This is a genomic window from Geothrix sp. PMB-07, assembly GCF_030758935.1.
Lineage (GTDB): Bacteria > Acidobacteriota > Holophagae > Holophagales > Holophagaceae > Geothrix.
In genome coordinates this window covers 1,718,855-1,741,829 of the sequence record NZ_CP132333.1, presented here as the reverse complement: position 1 = coordinate 1,741,829, position 22,975 = coordinate 1,718,855, and the positions used below count along the sequence as shown (strand labels likewise).

The following is a 22,975-nucleotide window of genomic DNA, read 5'->3' as shown; positions in this document are numbered from 1 at the left end:
CCGTCGGGATGTTGCGTCAGACTCCTCGTCCTTGGAGCCGCCATGGCCTTCGTCGCCTTCCTTGCCTCCCTCGGCTGGCGCCCCAGTGCAGCCCCTACCCATGACCTGGACGGGCTCCTAGGGATTGCGCCATTCGAGCAGGCGTGGAGGATGGAACCATGCCCCGCCCGAAATCCATTGAAGAACCCGAACATGGCTGGCCCCTTGGCTGGGGAGCCAGCCTGCGGGAATTTCGCACCCACCTGGCCGTGGAGCGCGGGCTATCAAACAACACCTCATCTGGCTACCTGTCGGACCTGAACCACCTCGCCGCCTGGGCCTGTGAGCAGGAGATCCTCGCCGAAGCCCTCACCCGCGACCACCTCACGGCTTTCATCGTCTCGCAACAGGCCGCCGGGAAAGCGCCACGCAGCCTCGCCCGCATGAGTTCCAGCCTACGGGCCTTTCTTGGCTTCCTCCGCATGGAGGGCGGTGGCGGCGCGGGCCCCGAGGCCGTGGTGAAACCCCCGCGCCCGCCCCGCATCCTGCCGCGCACGCTCGGAGAAAGCCAGATCGAGGCCCTGCTCAATGCGCCGGACACGGCGACACCGCTGGGAGTGCGGGATCGCGCCTGGTTGGAGTTGATCTACGCCTCGGGGCTGCGCGTCTCCGAACTGGCGAACCTGCCCGCCCTTTCCGTGTACCTGGACGAGGGCTTCCTCAAGGTCATGGGCAAGGGCAGCAAGGAGCGCCTCATCCCCTTCGGCACTGGGGCGGAGCGGTGGATCCGGGCCTGGCTGACCCTGCGACCGGGCTTCAAACCCAGTGGCGGAGAACTCTTCGTGGGCCAGCGCGGCGAGGGCCTCACTCGCCAACACCTTTGGCGCCTGCTGAAGGGTTACGCACGAGCCGCCGGACTGCGGGCCGAAGCCATCAGCCCGCACGTCCTGCGCCACGCCTTCGCCACGCATCTGCTGGACCACGGCGCCGACCTGCGCGCGGTGCAGGCCATGCTGGGCCATGCCGACATCAGCACGACCCAGATCTACACGCACGTCCACCAGGCCCGGCTCCGGGCCCTCTACGACCAGATGCACCCCCGCTCAGCCCCGTGATCCCGATGGCCAGGAAAACCCGGTGCTCAACTGGGAGATGGACCATTCCCGCGTCTTTGGTGGATGATGGGCCAGGAGCCTCGAACCCATGGCCGTGACTAAGACCCCTCGCAAGAAGCCCGTGACTGCCGCCACCGCGGAAGATAAACCCGCCGCCAAAGCCAAGACCGCCTCCGCCAAGAAGGCTGTCGCAAAGGCCGTTGAGCCTGCCGTGGTTGATTCCGTCGCGGCCGAGGCTGCTGTGGCCAAGAGCAAGGACGCCACGAAGGCACCCGCCAAGGGCAAAGCCGCCAAGGCAGTGGAAGCGACACCGGTCTCCCTCAGCTCTGAGACTCCCGAGTCGATGCCCGTGGAGCAGAAGCGCGCCGCAACCACCGCAGCAGCAACTGTCCCCGCCACCCTTCCGCCCCTGGCCCAGGCCGTCCTTTCGGCCATCTGCGAAGGCCGGGCGGTGGAATTCATCTTTGCCGACGCCGAGACCAACGCGCCCCGCACCTTTGAACCCCGCCACCTCACCTTCGACGCCCTGAGCAAGGCCTGGTACGTCTGGGGCTGGGACCGCCGCTACAACGCCGAGCGCCACCACCGCGTGGACCTGCTGGCCGAGGTCAATGCCGTGGATGGTGCCGGCCGCGCCGCGCAGGGGCCCTACGCGGAGGGCACTCCCGCGAACCTCATCGGCGGCTGGCTGGGCGGCGACCCCATCCAAGTCAAAGCCACCCTGCTCAAGCAGTGGGTGTTCGCGGTGAAGCAGGCCCCTCCCGCCTTCCCGAACTTCAAGATCGAAGAACAGGGGGATGGCCAGGCTCTGGTGTCCTTCACGGCCACCGATCTCCGCGCCATCGCCCGCTGGGCCATGCAGTTCGGCGATGGCATCCAGGTGCTGGAACCGGCCCGTCTGGTGGACCGCATCAAGCAGGTGGGTGCGGTCTGGGCTGGCCGCGAGCGCCAGGGAATCCCCGCCGCCGCGCCTGCGGCGAAACCCGCGCCACGGCCCGAACCTCCCCCCGAACCCCGTCGCCATGAGTCCCGCCCGCCCCGCGAACATCGGTCCGACCGTGGGCCCGAGCGGGAACACCGGCCCGAACGCGAAGAGGCGCCCAAGGCGAAGCCCGGGAAGATCGAAGTCATCCGTTTCGACCGACTCTGAGTCTGCTCAGGGTTCCAGCTTCCAGTTGCGCCGGCCGGGCCAGAAGCCATACGGTTGGCCCAACTGGTTGAAGGTGACGCCCTTCAACCGCCGATGCACCAGCACCCGCTGCTGGAAATAGTTGATCGGAATGATGGGCTTGTCCCGGAAGATGATCTCGGAGATGTGCCGATAGATCTGCTTCCGGGCCTCCTGATCCTGCGTGTGCCGCCCCTGATCGAACAGGCGGTCCATCTCGGGATTCAGATAGCCACTCAGATTGGCCTTCGTGGTCAGCCCCTCCCGAGTGAAGAGGGGACTTTCAAGATCCGGATCCAGCGAGAGTGCCCAACCGTAGGTCCAGATGTCGCCCGCCTGGCCTTGAGCCTTCGCCATCACTTCGGGATAGGTGAGGTAGTGGAGGTTGATCCGCACGCCCACCTTGGCGGCCTGAATAACCAGTTGATGGCTCACATTCAGCTTGCTGGGGGGCGCGAAATCATACATTTCCAGGCTGAGCGGCCGCCCCTTCGCATCGTGCCTAAGACCGTCAGCCCCCAGTTTCCAACCTGCGGCCTCCATCAGCGCTGCAGCCCGTTCTGGCTGTGGAAGAGAACGCGGTGTGGGGTCGTAGGCCCAGGTTTCTGGTGGCCAGAAGCTGGTCGACAACCGGGCCGGGAAGAAGCGTCGGACCTTGGCCTGCTCTTCCCAGGGCAGCAGTTCATAGAGAGCCTGCCGGAGGGTGGGATCGCCCAACACGCTGTGCTTTGAATCGCAGTTGAGGATCAGCGCATCGAAGGTGGCCAAGGGCACCGATACAGCCTGCACCAGGCCTGCGCCCTGGGCGCCCTTGCGCACCAGGTAGTAGCGCAGGGAACCCACTCCCGCGTAGTGAAGCTGGTCTTGCTGCATCAGGCTCAGCGCCTTCACGTTGCCCAGCTGCATCAAGATGAACCCGGTAGCCTGCCCCGGGTGCGCCCCGCGGTAGCCATCCCAGCGCTCCAGGCGCACCTCTGTGGCACTGCCCTTTCCCACCACCCGGTAGGGACCAGAGCCGATCGGCGCAAAATTGACAGCATCCTGAAGCGGCTTGGGGCCTACTTCGTAGCGATGGCGGGGAACCGGGATGAAGTTGTAGAGGTCCGAGAGGAGGGTGCCCCGGGGCCGCCGGAGGCGAATCCTCACCGTGTGGGCATCCTCGGCCTTCAAGTCCTCAAAGCTGGTCACCCCGCCAGCCGTGTCCGCGATCTGCCGGACCCGCGGAAGCCTCAGCGCCTTCCAGGTGAAGACCAGATCCTCCGCCTCGATGGGAGTGCCATCATGCCAAGTCATCCCCGGCCGCAATTTCAGGATCACCTCTCGGCCGCCCGGGAGGATTTTCCACGACTCCAGCAATTCGGGAATGTAGGCGCCCTTCGCATCGATGGTGACCAGACGGTCGAACAGCAGGTCCGCCATCTCCACATCGGTATCCTGGGACAGGATCAGGGGATTCAAGGTGGTCCAAGGATTCACGGCCACATGAATCACGTCTCCACCGGCCCAGAGACCGGAAAGAAGGCTGAGGGTGAAAGCGAAGGTACGCCAGTGCATCATGCCCCTAAATCGGTGCCTTTGGCCTTCGTCGTGAGTCCCGGCCCGGGTGGGAACTGCCTCCATTGGCGCGCTCAGCTCCCGAGCACCCAGCCTCTGCGACCGGGCCAGAATCCGGAACTTTGGCCCAGCTGATCGAAGACGACGCCATGCAAACGTCGATGGATCAGCACCCGCGTCTGCCGATAGTTGATGGGGATGACGGGCTTGTACTGGTAGATGAGCTCGGCGATCTCCTGGTAGATCCGTTTCCGCGCTTCGGGATCCATGGTGTGCCGACCCTCATCGAACTTGCGATCAATCTCCGGATTCAGGAAGCTGCTCACGTTCGCCTTGGTCAGAAACCCTTCCCGCGTGAACAGAGGGCTGTGCACATCCGGATCCAGGGAGAGGGCCCAACCGAAAGCCCACAAATCGCCGTCACGCTGGGTGGCTTTCTCGAACACATCGCGCAGCGATCCGGGCCGCAGATCGATGTGGATTCCGACTTGGGCGGCCAAGGCCACCATCCGGCGGGCCGAACTCTCCTTGGGCGAAGGCGCCCCATCGTGAACCACCAGGCTGAGACGCCGCCCGCGGGCATCCTGACGGATGCCATCCGGCCCCAGTTTCCACCCCGCTGCCTCCAGGATGGCCGCCGCATTCGCCACCTGAGGCAGCGGGCGGGGAGTCGGATTGTAGGCCCAGCTCTCGGGAGGCCAGAAGCTCGTGGCGAGGCGGCTGGGGAAGAACCGCCGGGCCCTGGCCAACTGCTGCCATGGAACCAACTCAGCCACCGCTTTGCGGATGGCCAAATCCCCGAGCAAGCTGTGGCGTGAATCGCAGTTGAGAAAAAAAGCCTCGAAGGAAGCCTGGGGAAGCGACATCGCCTGGACCAATCCCAGGCCCCGGGCGCCCTTCCGCACCAGGTAGTAGGCCAGCGGATCCACCGGCGCAAAGTGCAGACGCTCCGCCTGGAATGCAGGAAGATCAGCGGTGATCCCATTCGCATCGACCTGTTCCAGAGCGGCGGCGGAACCAGGATGTGCGCCTCGGTAACCGTCCCACCGCTCCAGCAATACCCGGTGGATGGTGGCTTTGCCGACCACTCGGTAGGGCCCCGATCCCACCGGAGCGAAATTCACCGCGGCCTCCCGCGGCCTGCTGCCCACCTGGTAATGGTGGCGAGGCACCGGAATAAAGGCATAGAGATCCGCCAGAAGGGTGCCCCTGGGACGCTTCAGCCGGATTCGCACCGTCAAGGGTCCCTCGGCGGTCACGCTGTCCAGGCTGGGCACCCCGCCCGCCATGGAGGCCGTTTCCATCACCCGGGGATGCCTCATGGCTTTCCAGGTGAAGACCAGATCCTCTGCCTCGATGGGGTTCCCGTCCTGCCAGACCAGGCCCGGCCGGAGTTTCAGCACCACCTCGCGGCCACCCTTGAGAAGGGTCCATGATTCCAACAGCTCAGGAATGAATTCCCCTTTGGCGTCAACGGTCACCAACCGATCAAAGAGCAAGTCCACCGCTTCGGGATCGGTGTTCCGGGACATGAGCAGCGGGTTCAGCGTGGTCCATTCCTTGACGGCGTAGCGAATCGTTTCCCCAGCCCAGAGGCCTGAGCACAGGCTGAACGCCAGGATGAAGGAAGGCCAATGCATGATCCTCTCCTCATCGGAGGTTTGGAGTCCTTCGTGATTCCCGACTCAGTTGGACCGCAGGCCAGCCTCGAGCAGTTCCACCAGGGCTTCCGCCATGGGTTGGCCCTTTTTCGGCGGGGTTTCCACCACGGCGCCCACCAGTCTCTGGGTTCCGCCGGGCCGTGTGGCAAAGAGAAAGAAGGTGGGTACGCGATCCACGCCCTGGGACAGACACCCCTTCGGCCAAGCCTTGGGGCTCAGCACCTTGTCGCGGTTGACGCCGAGGTAGTGCACCTCGATGAAGGGGTTCGGTTCGGCCTCCAGGGCCAGCAGTTCGGGGAGCTCGCGGTGGCTGTCGCCGCACCAGGAACCAAACACCGCCACCAAGGTGAAGGGCCGCTGAACGGCCTTCCAGCGCGCTTTCAGCTCGTCGCTGAGTCTCAGCTTGGCCAGGTTGTCCCGGAACACCGTTCGGTGAGCCAGGATGGCCTGGGCCGTGGTTTCACCCAACAGCAGGGCCTTGCTGTCCCGGGTGTCCAGCAGAGGTCCCGCGGGCAGCTTTCCCGGGGGCGAAGCCACCCCTACGGGGGTCTGAGCCATCGCCACCAGGGTGCCAAGAGGCAGGGCGCCCAGAGCTGGAAACACAGGTTTCATCGGGGTCTCCTGCCCCTCACTCTAGCAGCGCCCCTAAACTTGACTCAATCGATCAAGAATACTAGCCTGGAGCCCTGGAGAAGCCCTCGTGAAGATTTCTGCCCGTGGCAGGTACAGCATGCAGGCCCTGTTCGACCTGGCCCACCACAGCCACGGCCAGCCCGTGCCTTTGCACGTGATCGCTGAGCGACAGAAGCTCTCCCTGCCCTTTCTCGAGCAGATCTTCAACAAGTTGAAAAAGGCTGGCGTGGTGGCCAGCGTTCGCGGCCCCAAGGGCGGCTACATCCTCACCCGGCCCTGCAACCAGGTGAGCGTGGGCGAGGTGCTGCGCCTGACCGACAGCAGCTTCTACGCCGTGGCGAAGGAAGACCCCAAGGCAGCCAACAAGGCCCTGATGGCTGACGAGCGCATGAGCCGCCTGCTCTGGAACCGCCTTTCCGATCACATCTCCGCCTTCATGGAGAAGGTCACCTTCGCCGATCTTTGCTCCGAAACCTCCAGCAACAGCTGTCCCGACTGCACCTGTCCCGAGTACGTGAAAGACGTCCAGGGCCAATTGATCCGCGGCGAGCGGAAGGCCTGCGGCGTCATTTGAGCAACCCCTGCGCCCTCCCCAGCCTGGCCCTGCCGCCCACGGAGGAGGACCTCAAGACCCTTCCCCAGCTGGAGCGCAAGATCGCGCGGCGGCTGGGTGAAGCCAATGCCCAGCACCGGCTCATCGAGGACGGCGACCGCATCCTGGTGGCCGTGAGCGGCGGCAAGGATTCCTGGGCGCTGCTGGATGTCCTGGAGCGCCTGCGCAGGCGCGCTCCCGTCACGTTCACCGTGGAGGCGGCCACCGTCGACCCCGGATTCCCCCAGTTCAATCCCGATCCCATCGCTGAAACCTGCGAGGGCCTGGGCGTGCCCCACCACCTCATCCCGGCGCCCATCGACAAGATGGTGCGCGCCAAGCCGGAAGAGCTGCCCTGCATCATCTGCTCGCGGCTGCGGCGCGGGGTGCTCTATTCCTTCGCCAAGCAGCAGGGCTTCACCAAGATCGCCCTTGGGCACCATCTGGACGATCTCATCGAGACCCTGCTCATCAACCTGTTCTTCGAGGGCCGACTCAGCACCATGCCCCTGCGTCTGGTCAGCGATGACGGCGCCAACACGGTCATACGCCCCCTGGGCACCTGCGAGGAAAAGGACCTGCAGCGCTACGCCTGGCTGCGCGGCTTTCCCATCGTGCCCTGCGGCTGCCCGCTTTGCGGCTGCTCCAGCCTGGAGAGCCGGCGCAAGCAGGTGAAGGAGCTCGTCGCCTCCATGGAGACCACCATCCCGCGGCTGAAGGCTTCGATGCTCGGCGCCATGGGCAACGTCAAACTGACCCATCTGCTGGATCTCAGCCTCGGCGCCTCCGGTCCAGCCACAGGCGCGCCCTCCCCCGGCCGCGCCCCTTCCCCCAAGGCGGCCATCCACCCCTGAGGAGCCCCCATGCGCGCAGCCTTGAGTCTGCTCTGCCTCCCCGCCCTCGTCGCCCAGGTACCAGGGAAGCCCGCGGACAAGCAGGCCGACGTCAAAGGCGAGGTGAAGGCCGACGAGAAGCCCACGGTGACCTCCCACACCCTGGCCCTGGGTGGCAAGACCCTGAAATACACGGTGACCACGGGTCTCATGCCCCTGAAGAACGCCGCGGGCGAGAAGGAAGCCGATGTCTTCTACATGGCCTACACGCTGGATGGCGCCGAAGCCTCGAAGCGTCCGCTCATGTTCAGCTTCAACGGCGGGCCGGGTTCCGCCAGCGTCTGGCTGCATCTGGGCGCCCTCGGCCCCCGTCGGGTGAGGATGGGGTCTGAAGGGTTCATGCCCGCACCGCCCTACCAGGTGGTGGACAACCCCGCCACCTGGCTGGATCAGACCGACCTGGTCTTCATCGATCCCGTGGGGACGGGCTACAGCCGCGCGGCCAAACCGGAGCTCGCCTCCCAATTCCACGGCGTGAGGGGCGACATCGAAAGCGTGGGCGAATTCATCCGCCTCTACCTGGGCCGCGCCAACCGCTGGAGCTCTCCCCTCTTCCTCGTGGGCGAGAGCTACGGCACCACCCGCGCCGCAGGCCTCTCCGGCCACCTCATCGAAAAAGGCATCGCCTTCAACGGCATCGTGCTCGTGAGCGCCATCCTCAACTTCCAAACCCACGCCTTCGCCGTGGGCAACGACCTGCCCTACCCGCTCTACCTGCCTACCTACACGGCCACGGCCTACTACCACCATCGCCTCGCGCCCGAGCTTCAGAAGGATCTGCAGGCCACCCTCCGCGAGGCCGAAGCCTTCGCCGCAGGCGCCTACACCACGGCGCTCAACAAGGGAGATGCCCTGTCGGCGGCCGAGCGCGAGGCCATCGCCACGCAGCTCGCCCGGCTCACGGGCCTCGACAAGGCCTTTGTCCTCCGCGCCAACCTCCGCATCCAGGACAGCACCTTCTACAAGGAACTGCTCCGTGCCGAAGATCGCGTGGTGGGCCGCCTGGACAGCCGCTTCAAGGGCGTGGATGCGAGCGGCGTCTCCGATTCCCCGGAATTCGATCCCAGCATGACGGCCATCCGCCCGCCCTACACCGCCGCCTTCAACGATTATGTCCGCCGCGAACTGGGCTACACATCGGACCAGGAATACTTCATCCTCGGCGGCGGCGTTGGGCGCTGGGACTGGGGCGCCAATGGCCGCTACGCCGACACCAGCGACGCCCTGCGCCAGGCCTTCGCCAAGAATCCGTTCATGAAGCTGTTCGTGGCCAACGGGTACTACGATGTCGCCACGCCCTACTTCGCCACCCAGTACACCCTCTCGCACATGCGCCTGGATCCCGCGGCCCATGCCCGCATCAGTCTCGGCTTCTATGAGGCTGGGCACATGATGTACATCGACGAGAAGAGTCTGGTCCAGCTCAAGAAGGATGTTTCAGCGTTCATCGAAGGGGCCGTCAAGAAGTAGCCCCCGCCTGCTGGCACGGGGCCTGGGTCAAGGAACCTTCGCCCGTCACGCGCCATCCCTGAGTCATGCGAGCTTTGTGGGCCCTCCTGGTGGCGGCCTGCCTTTCCGGGCAGGAAGCCAAGCCGCCGAATCCATCCCAGAGCCCGACGCCGGACCCGCCTCCGGCCAAGCCTCGCCTCAACTTGCCCAAGCGGGCCTTGACGCCCCAGGAGATGCTGCGGGCCATGGTCGCCCAGGATCAGGCCCGGCGGGGCCTACCCCGGGGCCACGGTGGAAGTGATTGGGTACGACGATGAGGCGATCCTGAAGCTGCTGTCCCTGGCAGTGGCTAAGAAGGTCCGCCTGGAATTCAAGGCCACGGACAAACGCCAGCATCGCGAACTCTACGCCTTCATGCAGCAAGACCCCAGCCGCCCCTCACCGGTCCTCTCCATCCCGCCCGCACGCTGAAGGCCCCTCAGCGTCGTCGTTTCCGTCCGGCCTGAGCTGAAGCCACCAGTTGATTGGCGGCGCGGCCTGCGGCCTCCAGGTAGGCGGCATCCCGATGGGTCAAAGCCGCTGAGAAGGCCCCATCCAGCAGAATCACAATGTGCCGAGCCAATTCGGCCGCAGTGTCCTCACCCTGATCCGCGAATTCCCGGGCCAGCCAAGTCTCGAAACTCCGCTTGTGGCGGGCGCCGATCTTGACGGCTGGATGCCCGGGCATGGCCGCCAATTCAGCGATGGTGCGCAAGAAGCCGCAACCCTTCCATTTCGGATGGCGGGCGGCCTTGGCGAGGTGAATAAAGATGGCCTGCGCCTTCGTCGCAGGGCCTCCCTCGGCCTCCTTGAACCAGCGCGCCATGAGGGCCAGGTTCGGCTGGTCACGGCCCTCCAGATAGGCGGCGATGAGATCGTCCTTGCTGAGGAAGTGGTAGTAGAGGGTGCGCTTGGTCACCCCGGCCCGCTCGGCCACCGCATCGACACTGACGCCGCCGATGCCCTCGCTGTAGAAGAGCTTGCTGGCGGCTTCGATGATGCGGTCGCGGGTGGGTTGGGCGGTTCGGGGCATGGGTCTAGGAGCGTGTCCAAGTCATGGCTGAGGGCCGCACAGGGGCGCCAGCCGAGGGAGGCAAGGAAAGCGACGAAGGCCCTCTCGGTATCGGCTTCGCCGATACGCGAGACGAACTGATATCTGGTGGCCCCAAGGTCGAGGAGCTTGACGCAGCATCCCGACGGCTGCCGCCCTTGCCCGAAGGGTTGTTGGCAAAGGGCATCCATGCGGCGTCACCGGGCTTGAACGGTGAACCCGCACCGCCCTGCGCCCACTTCCTTGCCTGAACGCCCTTTGCCAACAATGCGGCTCCTGTCGATGACTTGGACACGCTCCTAGGTATACCGAACAGTGAGTATACGCACTGCCTCCAGAACGGCATCGTGGACGGACACCATCCAACCCGGGAGCCCTCATGTCCGACCTCGTCACCCTGCAGTCCGCGGACCGCATCGCCACCCTCACCCTCAACCGACCCGAGAAACTGAACGCCCTCAGCTACGCCCTCATCGACCACCTGCTGGCGCTGCTCGACGCCCTCGAAGGGGACACCACCGTGGGTGCCCTCATCCTCACAGGCGCCGGGGATCGCGCCTTCTCGGCGGGAGCCGATATCGCCGAATTTTCGCAAAGTGTCGCCCGCGGGGCCGACGTGGCCGTGCGCGATTTCGTGGCCCGAGGCCAGCGGCTCACGGCCCGCATCGAGGCCTTCAAGAAACCCATCATCGTTGCCGTGAACGGCCTGGCCTACGGAGGCGGATGCGAAGTCACCGAAGCCGCGCCTCTCGCCATCGCCAGCGAACGAGCCACTTTTGCCAAGCCCGAAATCAACCTGGGCATGCCCCCCACCTTCGGCGGCACCCAGCGCCTTCCTCGCCTGGCGGGCCGCAAACGGGCCCTGGAACACCTCCTCACGGGCGACCCCTTTTCGGCGCAGCGGGCCCTGGAGCTGGGCCTGATCAACCAGGTGTTGCCGCACGCCGAACTGCTGCCCGCCGCCCGCGCCCTGGCCCAGCGCATCCTCCGCCACTCCCCTCTCGCCATCTCGACCATCCTCACGGCCGTGACCCGTGGCATCAACCTGAGCATCGCCGAGGGCCTGCTGGTGGAAAGCGAGCAGTTCGCCCGCGTGGCTCCCACCGCGGACCTGCGCGAGGGACTGGACGCCTGGCTGGCGAGGCGCACGCCGCAGTATTCCGGCGCCTGGTCGAAGACTGCGTCAGAAGGTCGCTAGGGGCCTTCAGAACATCCCGGGACGCGCCTGTTTGAACATCTCCCGGACGGCATCCCCCGCGAACCAGTAGGCCAGCCCGGCACAGGTGCCCAGGCAGACGAGGGCCGCCAGGCCTGGAAGCCAGGCGCCCAGCACCCCGCGCCAAGTCTCCACCCGGTGAGTCCTGGCCAGCAGGTAGCCCTGGTAGCTCGCAGGCAGGAGGACCGAGACCAGGAGGGCGAGAAGTTCAAACACCTGGCCCGGAATCCCGGGAATCGACTTGGCGAGGTTGAGCGGCAGCATGACCCAGGACAGCACGGCCGCCGTGTAGAGCGTGGAGCGCAACGTCGCCACCAGGCCGTGCCCCTGCTTTGTTCCGCGCACCAGCCAGAGCCCTGCATGGTTCAGGAGGCCGCCGATCAGCCCGCCCAGGATCAACCCCACCGGCGCGAAGACCACGATGGACACGATGGGAATCAACAACAGAAAACCCTCGGCAGGACGTGGTGCCGGAAGGTGCATCCAGGCCATCCAGAGGGGCTGGCGCGGCCACAAGGCGCCCAACAGCCCCGGAATCACCGCGGGCAGGTAGCCCAGCAGACAGATGAACCCGATGGGCGCACCCAGGGCATCGCCATCGCGGAACCCAGCAGCGGCGCGTTCCTGCTCACGGAAGATCCAGCGGAAAGTCTCCAAAATCCTCTGGCCGAAAGATGGATAGCGGGTCTCGTCCTCGAACGGAATCCATTCTCCCCGGGTGGTGGTGGGTGGAGGAATATCCTCCAACGTCGCCCGGGGCGGAGCGTAGGGATCGATTTCCAACGGAGCCTCCGATGTCAATCCAGGCTGAGCCAGAGGCCCTTGAGGTAGAAGCCCTCGGGATGATTCAGGGCATAGGGATGATCGCTGGGCTGGCCGAGATGCGCCAACACACGGGCTTCGCGGCCCGCCTCCAGCAGGGCCGTCCACACGGCTTCCTGGAAGCGCAGGCGGTCCAGGTTCTGGCTGCAGGAGAAGCACCACAGCATGCCGCCAGGCGCCGTGGCGCGCGCGCCCAGGCGGAAGACATCCTTGTAGGCCTTGAAGGCCTTGTCCACATCCTTGCGCTGCTTGGCGAAAGCGGGCGGATCCACGATCACACGGTCCCAGCCCATGGGTTCCAGCTGCCGCATCAACTCAAAGGCATCGCCTTCCATGCGCAGGTGCTTCGCGGGGTCCAGGCCGTTGGCAGCCCAGTCGCGCTCGGCCTGATCCAGGGCCGGGGCGCTGATGTCGAGGGTGGCTACTTCTGCCGCCCCGCCCAACCCTGCGTGGATGCTGAACCCGCCGGTGTAGCCAAAGGCGTTGAGCACGCGCTTGTCCTTCGACACGCGCCCCAGCTGGAGGCGATGTTCCCGCTGATCCAGGAAGAAGCCGGTCTTCTGCCCCCGCAGCAGGTCCACGCTGAGAGTCGCGCCGCCTTCCTTGAGCGTGATCGGCCCGCCGAGGCTGCCTTTCAGGAGGCGGTTCACGGGATCGAGACCTTCTTCGCGGCGGCCCGACTGGCTGCGCTCCACGAAGGCCGTGATGCCTTCCCGCTTGCCGATCTCGAAAAGGATGGGCCACCAGGTATCCCGCAGAATCTCCAGGCCCGCCGTGCCCACCTGCAGCACCAGCGCCGAGGCGTAGCGATCCACCACCAGGCCCGGCAGGCCGTCGCCTTCGCCGAAGATCCAGCGGCAGCCGCCTTCGGGATCCCACAGGCCCAACTCTTTGCGCAGGGCCAGGGCCGACTCGAAGCGGTGGCGGAAGAAGGCCTCGTCCAAGGGAGCGTCCTCGAAGCGGAAGATCCGTGCCGCCAGGGCACTGGCCGGACTGGCCGTGCCCACGCCCAGCACCATGCCCGAATCATCGGCAAGGCGCACCAGGTGCACCTCAGAGGGCTTGGCCAGGGCCCCGGAGTAGACCCAGGGATGGCGCTTGGAAATCAAACCCTCCTTGCCGGGTTTGAGACGCAACAACGGATAGGGCCAGCGTGGGGTGCTCATGGTTCCAGGATAGCTGGACCTTCCAGCCCAGCGTTGCCAGGGGCTTTTCCTTCAGAGCTTGCTACCCTTTGGGAATGCGTGCCCTAGCTGTTCTCGCCCTCACCTTCGTCCTCTCGGCCACCCTTCAGGCCGCGCCGCCCGTACTGATGCTGAGCGCTGATGGGCTGGGCGCGGATCAGTTCACGGCCCGCACCATGCCGAAGCTGTGGGCCTTGTCCGAGCAGGGGCGCCGGGGCGAAGGGCTGCCCCCCTTCCCGGCCACCACGTTCAATGGACATGTGACCATGGCCACAGGGTGCTGGCCCGAGCACCACGGCGTGGTGGCCAACGGCTACCTCGACCCCGGCACGAAGACGCTGGTGCCCACGGCTTCCCGTGTGGAGGATCTGCAGCGCGAACCGCTTTGGGTGGCCGCCACCCGCAGCGGTGTGCGCACAGCGGTGTTCCAGTGGGTGGGTGCCACGGGCCCCTGGGAAGGCGTGAGCCCCTGGCGCGCCGAGGTGTTTCGCCTGGGCCGGCCGGATTCAGAAGCCCTGGCCTTCAGCGAAGCCGCCCTCAAGGAAGGCGCCGGACTCGTCATGACCTACCTCTCCGGCACCGACGAAGAAGGGCATCTGCATGGACCCCGCAGTCAGGACGTGACTGGCAAGCTGAAGCAGATGGATGACCAGCTCGCACCCTGGCTGCAGCACATGCTGACGGAGCATCCGGGCCTGCGCGTGATCATCGCGGCGGACCACGGCATGACGCCCATGCGCAAGCGCGTCCACCTGCCCTCGGTGCTGGATGGCATCGGCTGCGATCTCATCACCCACGGCGGCAGCGCCTACGTGTATCTGAAGCACCCATCCGAGGCCAAGAAGGCCCTGGCCCGCCTCCATCAGGCTGGCCTCAAGGCCTGGCCCCGCGCTGCGGTCCCCGCCAGATACCACCTCGCCGCCAACCCCCGGGTGGGTGATCTCGTGGTGCTGGCGCCGGAGGGCCAGTGGCTGTCCAAGGCCCGCTCCAGCCGGGAGGAGGCCGACGAGCACCACGGTCGTCAGGGAGCCCATGCCTACAGCTCGGAAACCCAAAGCATGCACACTTGGCTGCTGATTCTGGGCGCCGGGCGCGGTTCCCTGGGGCAAGTGCCCCTGTGGGACCTGGCCCCCACTGCGGCCTCCTGGCTGGGCATCCGCTGGGCCCAGTCCCCGGATGGGCGGCCTCTGCCGGGAATATCGGATTAATCACTCCTGATCTTTCAGCCGACAGGTTCCTGAGCCCTCTCCGCAGGAGAAGCCATGAGCCTTCTCGACCGCATGCCCTTCAAGGCCAAGCTGGCAGCGTTGCTGATTCTTCCCCTGGCCGGGTTCGCGTTCTACAGCGTGGACAGTACCCTGCGCCACGCTCAGGAGGCCCGGGCCATGGCCCGCCTGGATCGCCTGGCGGTGCTGGCCACCCGCATCAGCCCCCTGGTGCATGAGCTCCAGAAGGAACGGGGCGCGACGGCCCTTTTCCTGGGCAGCCAGGGCGCCACCTTCGGCGACGAGGTGAAAGCCCGCCGCCAGGACACGGAGGCTCGAAGGGCCGAGCTGGAGACCTTCCTCGGCGACTTCCAGGCCGACGCCTATGGCCCGGAGTTCCAGGGCCTGCTGGCCAAGGGACGGAAGGAACTCGAGTCGCTCAACCAGCGCCGGGAGGCCGCCAGCCTGTTGAAAACCAGCGTTCAGGAACACCTGACCTACTACACCGGCCTCATCGGCGCCTGGCTGGCGGTGGCGGGACAGATTCCCAACCTCAGCCAGGATGTGGCCCTCGCCAACATGGGCCACGCGTACGTGAACCTCATGCAAGGCAAGGAGAAGGCTGGCGTGGAGCGGGCCACGCTCAGCAACGTCCTTGCGGCAGGCCGCTTCGGCGAGGGCCTGTTTGCGCGCTTCGCCGCCCTCGGCGCAGCCCAGGAGGTCTACTTCGCCCAGTTCCGCGCCACCGCCACACCGGCCCAGGCGGCCTTCTTCAAGGACAAGGTATCGGGCCCGTCCGTGGACGAAGTCACGCGCATCCGAGCCCTGGCCTTCGAGAAGGTGGCCACGGGGAATTTCGGAGTGGATCCAGCCCACTGGTTCAAGGTGTCCACGGATCGCATCAACGCACTGAAAGAAGTGGATGACCGCCTGGCCGCGGATCTGTCCGCCCTCTCGCAGCGCCTGCAGGCCGAGGCCCAGTCGGCCCTGCGCGGCGCCCTCATGGCGACCCTGTTCGTGTGGAGCCTCACCCTCGTGGCGGTGGTGGCCGTGATCCGCTCCACCTCCCGCTCCCTGGGCAACCTCGCGGCGAGCATGGAGGACATCGCCATGGGCGAGGCGGATCTCACCCGCCACATCCGCCAGGACAGTCACGATGAGCTGGGCCGTGTGGCCTCGGCCTACAACCACTTCGCGGAAAATCTCGCCACCTTCGTGGGCCAGATCCAGGCCTCGGCCGGCACCATCGCCGAGACCGCCGCGGGCATCTCCAGCGGGAACCGGGGCCTGGCCTCGCGCACGGAGCAGCAGGCGGCTGGTCTGGAGGAGACCGCCGCCAGCCTGGAAGAGCTGACCTCCACCGTGAAACAAACCGCCACCGCCGCGGCGACATCCAGCGACCAGGCTCAACAGGCCTGCGAACTCACCCAGGCCGGTGGCGACATGGTGCACCAGGTGATGGCCACCATGGAGGAGGTGCGCAAGGCCTCCACCCGCATCGCGGAAATCACCTCCCTGGTGGATGAGATCGCCTTCCAGACCAACCTGCTGGCCCTCAACGCCGCCGTGGAAGCCGCCCGTGCGGGCGAGCATGGCCGGGGCTTCGCCGTGGTGGCAGGTGAAGTGCGCATCCTGGCCAAGCGCAGCAGCGATGCTTCGCGGGAGATCCGCACCCTCGTCCAGGCCGGGGTGGACCGCGCCCAGGTGGGCACGGAGTTGGCTTCCCAAGCGGAAGAGCGCATGCACGAAGTCTTGGCCAGCGTGGGCCGCGTCTCCAGCCTGCTCTCCGAAATCGCCACCGCCACGCAGGAGCAGAGCATCGGCCTCGATCAGGTGAATCAGGCGGTGGCCCACATGGACACAGCCACCCAGCAGAACGCCACCCTGGTGAGCGCCGCCGACGAATCCTCGGCCGCCCTGGATGAAGAAGCCAAACACTTGCTGCAGGAAGTCTCCCGCTACCGCATCAAGTGATGAGCGCCAACAGCACCTGCGCCAGCACGATCTTGAGGATGGTGGCCAGGGGGTAGACCGTGGCGAAACCCACGTTGGGCAGCTCATTGCCGGTCTGGTGGTTGGCATAGCCCAGCACCACGGGCTGCGTGTGCGTCCCTGCCAGGATCCCGAACATCACGTTGAGCGGAATGCGGAACACCTTGTAGCCCAGCACCATGGTCAGAGAATCCGCCATGAAACAGACGAGGAACGCGGCCCCCATGAAAAGCGGCAGCACCGAAGCGTTCTTCGATACGATGGCGCGGAAACCCTCACCCGAGATCACGCCGATGCCCGCGGCGAACAGCACCAGGCCAAACTGCCGGATGGTGTGGTTGGCGCTGTAGGGGAAGTTCCACACCAGGGGCCCAATGCGATGGAAGCGGCCCAGCACCAGGGCGGCGGCCAGGGGACCTCCCGCAAACCCCAGCTTGAAGATGATGCCGTGGCTCAGGGGAATGGGCAGCTGGCCCAGCGCCAAGCCCGCCGCCAGGCCCATGGCGAAGGTGAGGAAGCTCACCTCGCTGAGATCGCGGTAGCTGTCGCCAAAGAACTCCTCGATGGCCTCGATGTTGTCTCGGCGGGTGGTCACGCGAACGCGGTCGCCCAGTTCCAGCACCGTATCCCCATCGGGCACGAACCAGAGGTCGCCGCGCCGCACGCGGGTGACGATGGCGCCGTACTGGTTGATGAGATCGAGTTTTCTCAGGGGCACGCCCACCACATCCCAGCGCGATACGAAGACCCGCGTGGCATCCAGGGCGCTCTGATCGCGGTCCAATTCCACGTGGCTGCGTTCGCCGATGAGGGCTTCGACCTTCTGCAGATCCTCCGGGGCCCCCACCACGGTCACGAGATCGTCCACCTTCAGCCGGAAATCAGTCCCGGGGATCAACAGCTCTGCCTTGCGCAGCACGCGGCCGAACACCACATGCAGGTTCTGGGGCGAGCGGATGTCGTGCTTGCTCAAGGCCTCCGCTTCGGGCCTGGTCACGCGCACGGTCCAGACTTCCAGTTTCTGATGGCCCGTCTGGTAATCCTTGAGGCCATCGGCCTCCTCCTTCAGGTTCACGCGGAACACCTTCGCGCTGACCATGATGATGAGCATGGGCACCAGCACACCGATGGGATAGGCGATGGCCGACGCCACCGTGGGCTGAGCCAACTCCACCGGACCCACGCCGGTCATGGTCTTCACGCGCTCGATGACACCGGCCAGGGCGGGCATGTTGGTGAAGCTGCCCGTGAGCAGGCCCGCGGCGTAGCGGGCGTTGAAACCCATGAGGTGGGCCAGCAGCACCACAAAGCCCGTCGAGGCCAGCATCACCAGGAAGACCACCGCATTCTTCTTCATGCCCTCGCGGCTGAAGGCGGCCCAGAAGCTGTGGGAGATGGACAGCCCCATGGCGTAGACGAACACGGCCAGGCCCAGCTCATAAACCAGCTTCATCTCCTTTGAGATGTCCTTCTTCAGGCCAGGATCCAGCCCCGGCGCCATCACCAGGGCCCCGAGGGCGATGCCCGCGAAGAGGATGCTCGCGATGCCGAAGGAGGCTCCAGCGATGCGGATCTTGCTGATGGGATAGCCCAGGGCCACCACCGCGAAGAGCATCAGCAGCGGGTTGTGCGCGAAGAAGAAAAGGACGTGTTCGATCATGCTTGCTCCGCGTCAGGTTCCATCCAGGTCATTCAGACCAACCGCTTGAGGGCCGTGAGAAGGGATTCCACCTCATCGGCCCGCGTCTCCGGAAGCATGGAGAATCGGAGCACCGACCGCGCCTCATCCATGCTGTAGCCCAAGGCGGTGATGGCGTGGCTGGGCTTCACAGAGCCGCTGTGACAGGCGCTGCCAGTGCTCACGGCGAATCCTGCCAGATCCAAGGAGGCATGCAGTCCTTCGCCATTCCTGCCTCGGAAGAGCAGGCAGCTGGTGTTGGGCAGGCGAGGCGAATCGCCGCCGATGATCTCCATGCCGCGGCCCCAGGACAGGATTTCCGCTTCGAAATGATCCCGCAGCGGGACCAAGGCCGCATTCATGGCAAGCCGTTCCGGCAGGTGGCGGGCGGCGGCCGCCAGGCCCAGGATGGCGGGCAGATCCTCCGTGCCGCCACGGCGGCGACGCTCCTGGGGCCCTTCCATCACGGCCTCCCAGGGGAGTCCCGGTTTCATCCACAGCAGGGCCGCGCCGCGGGGGCCGCCCATCTTGTGGCCGCTGAACACTGCCGCATCGCAGTCAGACAAGTCCACCGGCACCTTGCCCCAGGCCTGGCAACAATCTTTGATGCGAACAAGCTCACCGGCCTTGATGCGCGCCGCATCCAATACCGTCGGCATGGCGTAAAGGATGCCGGTCTCGTTGTTGGCCGCCATCTGCACCACCGTGCCGCATTCGGCGGGAAGCTCCGGCAGCCAGGCCACCCGCGCCCAGTCCCTCAGTGGGTTCAGGCAGGCGCTGTGCTCGCCCGGGAACACCGCCGCCGGACGGTCGCCCAAGGCCGACTGCAGGCCCCGCAGCAGCAGGTGCAGGGCCTCGGAGGCGCTGGCGCAGAACACCAATTCTCCTGGCGCCACACCCAGGGAAGCGGCCAGCTCACGGCGGGCTTCCTCCAGACGGAACCGCGCCCGCTGGCCATCGCGATGGGTGCTCGTGGGGTTGGCCCAGTCCTCGGCCATGGCCCTGCGCACGGCTTCCACCGCCTCCGGATGGGGCGGGGCCGAGGCGTTGGCGTCGAAATAGAAACGGGGCATGGCTTCAGTCTACCGGCTCCCGGGGCGGGACTCCTCCGCTACCCTAGGGCATGTCCCAATCCCTGGCAGGCAAGCTCGTCGTGGCCATCTCATCCCGGGCCCTCTTCGATTTCGAGGAGGAGAACCGGGTCTTCGAGGAGGCCGACGACCGGGCCTACATGGAGCTGCAGCTCTCGCGCCTGGATGTGCCCGCCCAGCCTGGCGTGGCCTTCCCTCTGGTGAAGAAACTGCTCGGCTTCAATGCCGATGGTGAGAACCGCGTGGCGGTGGTGATTCTGTCCCGCAACGATCCGGTGAGCGGTCTCCGCGTATTCCGCAGCGCCCAGGAGGCGAACCTCCAGTTGGAGCGCGGGGTGTTCACCCGGGGCCGGAACCCCTACCCGTACCTCACCTCCCTGGGTGCCCACCTGTTCCTTTCCGCCAAAGAAGAGGATGTGCGGGCGGCTCTCAACGCAGGCTTTGCAGCCGCGCGGGTCTATCCCCACAGCGCCCAGGCCGCAGACCGGCACCCCGATGAAATCCGCATCGCCTTCGACGGTGATGCTGTGCTCTTCAGCGATGAGGCCGAGCGCATCTACGCGAAAAGCGGTCTGGCAGCCTTCCAGAAACACGAGATCGAAAGGGCAGGCATCCCCCTGCCCCCGGGCCCCTTCAAGCCTTTGCTAGAGGCATTGAAACCACTGCAAACGCAGCCCGCGAGCGCGCCCATGCGCATTCGCACCGCCCTGGTCACCGCCCGCAGTGCTCCCGCCCACGAGCGGGCCATCCGCACCCTCATGGCCTGGGACATCCAGGTGGATGAGGCCATGTTCCTGGGTGGCCTGGAGAAGGCGGATTTCCTCCGCGAGTTCGAGCCTGATTTCTTCTTCGATGACCAGACCGGCTACTGCGACACCGCCGCCCGAGTGGGCCCCACGGGGCATGTGGTCAGCGGCGTAAAAAATGAGCCACCGATGAACACGGATGAACACAGATAAAGGCAGCCAGTCATCCGTGTTCATCTGTGTTCATCCGTGGCCGAAAGACCCCTTTCTTACAGTGCGTCAAATTTCCCGGGGCACGGTTCACTGTGACCTCCGTCCACGGGGTTCCGGGCCGCGCCACTGCTAGACTCGGGGGATCTGGAGGAGCCATGTCCCGCAAGCTCGTAGAGTGCGTGCCGAACATCTCAGAAGGCCGGGATGCCGCGAAGATCAAGCAGGTGACGGATGCCGTCGCTGCCGTCGCCGGAGTGGAGCTGCTGGACGTGGATCCCGGCGCAGACACCAACCGCACCGTCATCACTTTCGTGGGCGAACCTGAAGCCGTGCTGGAAGGCGCCTTCCGCTGTATCGCCGAAGCGGCCAAGGTCATCGACATGACCCAGCACCACGGCGCCCATCCCCGCATGGGCGCCACGGACGTCACGCCCTTCGTGCCCGTGGAGGGCGTCACCATGGAGGAATGCGCCGAGCTGGCTCGCCGCCTGGGTGAGCGCGTGGCCCGCGAGCTGGCCATTCCCGTCTACCTCTACGAAGCCGCCGCCGCCAAGCCCGAGCGCCGCAACCTGGCGGAAGTGCGCCGCGGCGAATACGAAGGCCTGGCGAAGAAGCTGCAGGACCCCCAGTGGCAGCCTGATTTCCCCGCTGCCTACAACCCGGCGGCCGGTGCCTGCATCATCGGCGCCCGGGAATTCCTGGTGGCCTACAACGTCACGCTGAATTCCGGCAGCAAAGATCATGCGACGGACATCGCCTTTGAATTGCGCGAGAAGGGCCGTGTGGCCCGCCGTGGCCGCGTGAAGCCCTACTACCAGGCTGGCGAACTGATCTTCTACGCCGAGGGTTCCTTCCCCTGCGGCAACTGCGATTTCACGGGCGCCACCTTCCAGGAGACCATCGATCACTGCGCCAAGGCCCACGGCTACGACCTGCCCGGCCTCATGCGCCTGAACGATGTGGATCCTGCCAACCCCGTGGGCCAGAAGGTCCGCCGCCGGGGCATCTTCGATCACTGCAAGGCCATCGGCTGGTACGTGGACACCTACCGCCGCGCCCAGATCAGCATCAACCTCACGGACTACAAGCAGACCGCGCCCCACACCGTGCTGGAAGAGGCCCGCAGCCTTGCCCACGAGCGCGGCCTCGTGGTGACGGGCAGCGAGATCGTGGGCCTGGTGCCCTTCCAGTGCCTGCTCGCCTCGGGCAAGCACTACCTGAAGGCCATGGGCAAATCCACGGGCGTGCCGGTGTCGGACATTCTGCAGACCGCCGTCTTCTCCATGGGCCTGGAGGATGTCTCGCCCTTTGAGGTCGAGAAGAAGGTGCTGGGCCTGCCCACCTACGATCCCAAGGCCCTGGTCTCCATGCAGGTCCACGCCTTCACCGACGAGGTGAGCCGCGACACCCCGGCGCCGGGTGGCGGCTCCATCGCGGCCCTGGCGGGCAGCCTGGGCGCGGCCCTCGCCAGCATGGTGGCCAACCTGGCCCAAGGCGGCGCGGACCTGGAGAAGGACGCCAAGCTCATCGCCGTGGCGGAACAGGCCCAGGTGCTCAAGGATCGCCTCATGGTGGCCGTGGACGCCGACACCAACGCCTTCAACGCCTTCATGGACGCGCGCCGCCTCCCCGACGCCACGCCGGAGCAGAAGGCCGCCCGCCAGGCCGCCATGCAGGCGGGTCTCAAGGTGGCCATCGACGTGCCTCTGGACACCGCCAAGGCCAGCTACGCGGCCCTGGAACTGGCAGGCGAAGCCTCGCGCCTGGGCAAGGTGGCCTCCATCACCGATGCGGCCGTGGGCGCCCAGATGGCCTTCGCGGGCGTGCGCGGCGGCATCTGGAACGTGGTGATCAACCTCAAGGACATCACCGATGCGGCCTACGTGGCCGACATGCAGGCCCAGTGCGCCGACCTGCTGGCCAAGGCCACGGGGAAGCTCGCCGAGGTAACCGCCTACATCGACCAGAAACTGGTGGATCGGCTGAACAAGGTGAAGAAGTAGAGCCTACTCGGCCATCCAGAAAAACAGCGCCGTCATGCGCTTCGTGAGCAGGTCGTGGCCGAAGTAGCCCGTGGCGGAATGGACGAGGTCTGCCCGGTAGAGCAACAGACGGTTGAACACATTGGGAATGGACAGCTCCGGGTGCCAGGCCTGGAGCGGCAGACCAGCCACGCCCAACGCCTCGCGCAGGTTGGTGTGAGGCGGCGCACAGAGGTTGCCGCCGAGGGTGCCATTGGGATAGCGAAGGCGATAGAAAGTGGTGCCCGTGGCTCCCGGCGGCCTGGGCGTGAGGTAGATCACGGCGGCATAGCGGCAGAGCTTCCGGGAATCGGTGTGGGGGCGGGGGCCGGATTCCCGGGCTCCCACCACCTGCACCACGTTGTGGTTGAGGTAGGCACCGTCAGGGGCAGTCTCGGCCCAGAGGCGCTTCGCGCCGGTCAATTCCCTGACCTTGGCTTCGAGGGGCGTCAGTTCCTCAAGCGTCAACGCTTGTCGAGAGCGCATGCCGGGCCATGTTTCCCGAGTGTGCGGAAAGCCCAGTTCCCATTCATGTCGAGACCGAAGCCGTGCCGCCAAGGCCTCGGCATCTGGCAGGATCCCGTCCACCACCCAATAGTCGCGGCCCTCCTGGGGTCGGCGGTAGGGGAGCGTTGGCGGCCGGGCGGCGGCTCCGGGCAGGGGCATGGGCTTC

22 protein-coding genes are annotated in these 22,975 nt (G+C 66.1%); 13 read left to right on the top strand and 9 right to left on the bottom strand.

Features of this window, described 5'->3' with window-relative positions; translation table 11 throughout:
* Positions 1–158 precede the first annotated feature (158 nt).
* Complete coding sequence (locus Q9293_RS07745; protein WP_306251705.1) at positions 159–1,094, top strand: tyrosine recombinase; 936 nt, start codon at positions 159–161, stop codon at positions 1,092–1,094.
* Positions 1,095–1,182: 88 nt separating this feature from the next.
* Positions 1,183–2,244, top strand: coding sequence for a YafY family protein (locus Q9293_RS07740; RefSeq protein ID WP_306251702.1), 1,062 nt, complete (start codon positions 1,183–1,185; stop codon positions 2,242–2,244).
* A gap of 6 nt (positions 2,245–2,250) precedes the next feature.
* Here Q9293_RS07740 and Q9293_RS07735 read toward each other — a convergent pair whose 3' ends face one another.
* The 3 genes from Q9293_RS07735 to Q9293_RS07725 all read right to left on the bottom strand — a co-directional run bounded on the left by Q9293_RS07735 (position 2,251) and on the right by Q9293_RS07725 (position 6,089).
* Positions 2,251–3,819, bottom strand: coding sequence for an ABC transporter substrate-binding protein (locus Q9293_RS07735; RefSeq protein WP_306251700.1), 1,569 nt, complete (start codon positions 3,817–3,819; stop codon positions 2,251–2,253).
* A 71-nt stretch (positions 3,820–3,890) separates the two neighbouring features.
* The gene (locus tag Q9293_RS07730) at positions 3,891–5,456 is read right to left on the bottom strand and encodes an ABC transporter substrate-binding protein (protein WP_306251698.1); all 1,566 of its coding nucleotides are present in this window, start codon (positions 5,454–5,456) and stop codon (positions 3,891–3,893) included.
* Between the two features lie 45 nt (positions 5,457–5,501).
* Positions 5,502–6,089 (bottom strand): thioredoxin family protein, encoded by a 588-nt coding sequence (locus Q9293_RS07725; RefSeq protein WP_306251696.1) that lies wholly within the window; start codon positions 6,087–6,089, stop codon positions 5,502–5,504.
* 88 nt (positions 6,090–6,177) lie between these two features.
* On the opposite strand from Q9293_RS07725, the gene Q9293_RS07720 reads away from it, so the two are divergent.
* From Q9293_RS07720 to Q9293_RS07700, 5 genes are all read left to right on the top strand, one after another.
* Complete coding sequence (locus Q9293_RS07720) at positions 6,178–6,684, top strand: Rrf2 family transcriptional regulator (protein ID WP_306251694.1); 507 nt, start codon at positions 6,178–6,180, stop codon at positions 6,682–6,684.
* Positions 6,681–7,556, top strand: coding sequence for a tRNA 2-thiocytidine(32) synthetase TtcA (gene ttcA / locus Q9293_RS07715; RefSeq protein WP_306251692.1), 876 nt, complete (start codon positions 6,681–6,683; stop codon positions 7,554–7,556). The genes Q9293_RS07720 and ttcA overlap by 4 nt, the downstream gene beginning before the upstream one ends.
* 9 nt (positions 7,557–7,565) lie before the next feature.
* Positions 7,566–9,065 carry a S10 family peptidase gene (locus tag Q9293_RS07710; RefSeq protein WP_306251690.1) on the top strand — a complete coding sequence of 500 codons (1,500 nt, stop codon included), beginning with the start codon at positions 7,566–7,568 and terminating at the stop codon, positions 9,063–9,065.
* Positions 9,066–9,130: 65 nt separating this feature from the next.
* A complete protein-coding gene (locus tag Q9293_RS07705) occupies positions 9,131–9,361 on the top strand; it encodes a hypothetical protein (RefSeq protein WP_306251687.1) in 231 nt (76 codons plus the stop codon).
* On the top strand, positions 9,336–9,515 hold the full coding sequence (locus tag Q9293_RS07700) for a hypothetical protein (RefSeq protein ID WP_306251685.1): 180 nt from the start codon (positions 9,336–9,338) through the stop codon (positions 9,513–9,515). The genes Q9293_RS07705 and Q9293_RS07700 overlap by 26 nt, the downstream gene beginning before the upstream one ends.
* A 7-nt stretch (positions 9,516–9,522) precedes the next feature.
* Here the strand turns inward: Q9293_RS07700 and Q9293_RS07695 are convergent, their stop codons facing one another.
* Positions 9,523–10,116: a TetR/AcrR family transcriptional regulator gene (locus tag Q9293_RS07695; protein WP_306251683.1), complete on the bottom strand. Its 594-nt coding sequence runs from the start codon at positions 10,114–10,116 to the stop codon at positions 9,523–9,525.
* A 23-nt stretch (positions 10,117–10,139) separates the two neighbouring features.
* Here Q9293_RS07695 and Q9293_RS07690 point away from each other — a divergent pair, with 23 nt between their 5' ends.
* Positions 10,140–10,385 (top strand): hypothetical protein, encoded by a 246-nt coding sequence (locus Q9293_RS07690; protein WP_306251681.1) that lies wholly within the window; start codon positions 10,140–10,142, stop codon positions 10,383–10,385.
* Between the two features lie 128 nt (positions 10,386–10,513).
* Complete coding sequence (locus tag Q9293_RS07685) at positions 10,514–11,332, top strand: crotonase/enoyl-CoA hydratase family protein (protein WP_306251679.1); 819 nt, start codon at positions 10,514–10,516, stop codon at positions 11,330–11,332.
* Positions 11,333–11,338: 6 nt separating this feature from the next.
* On the opposite strand, the gene Q9293_RS07680 is transcribed toward Q9293_RS07685, so the two are convergent.
* Complete coding sequence (locus Q9293_RS07680; RefSeq protein WP_306251677.1) at positions 11,339–12,133, bottom strand: hypothetical protein; 795 nt, start codon at positions 12,131–12,133, stop codon at positions 11,339–11,341.
* A 14-nt stretch (positions 12,134–12,147) separates the two neighbouring features.
* Positions 12,148–13,338: a class I SAM-dependent rRNA methyltransferase gene (locus Q9293_RS07675; RefSeq protein WP_306251675.1), complete on the bottom strand. Its 1,191-nt coding sequence runs from the start codon at positions 13,336–13,338 to the stop codon at positions 12,148–12,150.
* A gap of 74 nt (positions 13,339–13,412) precedes the next feature.
* Between Q9293_RS07675 and Q9293_RS07670 the strand changes: the two genes are divergently transcribed.
* Positions 13,413–14,564, top strand: coding sequence for an alkaline phosphatase family protein (locus tag Q9293_RS07670; RefSeq protein ID WP_306251673.1), 1,152 nt, complete (start codon positions 13,413–13,415; stop codon positions 14,562–14,564).
* A gap of 54 nt (positions 14,565–14,618) precedes the next feature.
* Complete coding sequence (locus Q9293_RS07665) at positions 14,619–16,535, top strand: methyl-accepting chemotaxis protein (RefSeq protein ID WP_306251671.1); 1,917 nt, start codon at positions 14,619–14,621, stop codon at positions 16,533–16,535.
* On the opposite strand, the gene Q9293_RS07660 is transcribed toward Q9293_RS07665, so the two are convergent.
* Positions 16,528–18,213, bottom strand: coding sequence for an aspartate:alanine exchanger family transporter (locus Q9293_RS07660; protein ID WP_306251669.1), 1,686 nt, complete (start codon positions 18,211–18,213; stop codon positions 16,528–16,530). The genes Q9293_RS07665 and Q9293_RS07660 overlap by 8 nt on opposite strands.
* Positions 18,214–18,245: 32 nt before the next feature.
* Entirely contained in the window at positions 18,246–19,304 is a 1,059-nt protein-coding gene (locus Q9293_RS07655) for a cysteine desulfurase family protein (RefSeq protein WP_306251667.1), read from the bottom strand.
* Between the two features lie 50 nt (positions 19,305–19,354).
* On the opposite strand from Q9293_RS07655, the gene Q9293_RS07650 reads away from it, so the two are divergent.
* Both Q9293_RS07650 and ftcD read left to right on the top strand, forming a co-directional pair.
* Entirely contained in the window at positions 19,355–20,281 is a 927-nt protein-coding gene (locus tag Q9293_RS07650) for a 5'-nucleotidase (protein WP_306251665.1), read from the top strand.
* Positions 20,282–20,436: 155 nt separating this feature from the next.
* The gene (gene ftcD, locus Q9293_RS07645) at positions 20,437–22,284 is read left to right on the top strand and encodes a glutamate formimidoyltransferase (RefSeq protein WP_306251663.1); all 1,848 of its coding nucleotides are present in this window, start codon (positions 20,437–20,439) and stop codon (positions 22,282–22,284) included.
* A 3-nt stretch (positions 22,285–22,287) separates the two neighbouring features.
* On the opposite strand, the gene Q9293_RS07640 is transcribed toward ftcD, so the two are convergent.
* Positions 22,288–22,968, bottom strand: coding sequence for a DUF6445 family protein (locus Q9293_RS07640; RefSeq protein ID WP_306251661.1), 681 nt, complete (start codon positions 22,966–22,968; stop codon positions 22,288–22,290).
* Positions 22,969–22,975 lie beyond the last annotated feature (7 nt).